The following is a 956-nucleotide window of genomic DNA, read 5'->3' as shown; positions in this document are numbered from 1 at the left end:
CCCCAAGGTAAGCAATATTTCACCAAGCGCTGATAAAAGCCGCTGCCATGGATCGCAACAAGAACAACGACCTCTTTGTCCTGATGGCCGCGCTTGCCGCCATCGCGATCTACAACATTGCCTGCGGCATCAAGATGGGCGAAGTCCGAGGCAAGCTGCACTGGGTCGCGCTCTCGGATGATCCGACACGGTTCTGGAATATCGTGGTCGGCAATTCGATCGTCCTGGTGGGCTCGATAGCCTTCCTATGCGTTCTGTGGGTGATCAATTCACGCAAGCCGGGATGATCTGAGGCGGCGTCCTCGCCACCCTCATATCGCCCTTGTGATGCCCCCATCCACGCGAATGTTCTGTCCCGTGATGTAGGCCGTCCCGTCCGAAGCCAGGAACGAGATCGTCGCGGCGATCTCTTCCGACGTGCCGTAGCGCTTCATCGGCACACTGTCGCGGCGCTCGTTCGTCGTCGGCAGGCTGTCGATCCAGCCGGGCAGCACATTGTTCATGCGGATGTTGTCGGCCGCATAGGTGTCGGCGAAGATCTTGGCGAAGGCGGCAAGCCCGGCGCGCGCCACGGCCGAGGTTGGGAACATCGGGCTCGGCTCGAACGCCCAGGCGGTCGAGATGTTGATGATGACGCCTGATTTCTGCTTCTGCATCACCGGCGTCACCAGCCGGGTCGGGCGCACGGCGTTGAGGAAATAGGTGTCGATGCCCTTGTGCCAGTCCTCGTCGCTGATCTCGATGATCTGCGCGCGCGGCCCGTGGCCGGCGCTGTTGACCAGCACGTCGATGCGGCCCCAGCGCTCCAGCGCGCCGTCCGTGAGGCGCTTCAGGTCGTCATTCGACTGGTTGGAGCCGGTGACGCCGAAGCCGCCGAGTTCCTTGCCCAGCGCCTCGCCCTTGCCGGAGGAAGAGAGCACGCCGACCTTGAACCCGTCGGCCGCCAGGCGCTTCGC

Annotated in this window: 2 protein-coding genes; one reads left to right on the top strand and one right to left on the bottom strand. The window is 63.2% G+C overall.

Going from position 1 to position 956, the window contains the following annotated elements; translation table 11 throughout:
• Positions 1-47 precede the first annotated feature (47 nt).
• A complete protein-coding gene (locus EOA24_RS39415) occupies positions 48-287 on the top strand; it encodes a hypothetical protein (RefSeq protein WP_126083422.1) in 240 nt (79 codons plus the stop codon).
• A gap of 24 nt (positions 288-311) precedes the next feature.
• On the opposite strand, the gene EOA24_RS39410 is transcribed toward EOA24_RS39415, so the two are convergent.
• A partial coding sequence (locus tag EOA24_RS39410; protein ID WP_127410907.1) for an SDR family oxidoreductase occupies positions 312-956 on the bottom strand: 645 nt, incomplete at its 5' end.

Source organism: Mesorhizobium sp. M2A.F.Ca.ET.039.01.1.1 (assembly GCF_003998035.1).
In the GTDB taxonomy this organism is placed as follows: domain Bacteria; phylum Pseudomonadota; class Alphaproteobacteria; order Rhizobiales; family Rhizobiaceae; genus Mesorhizobium.
Note: the sequence above shows the minus strand (reverse complement) of the source record. Positions and strands in the feature narration are given on the sequence as shown.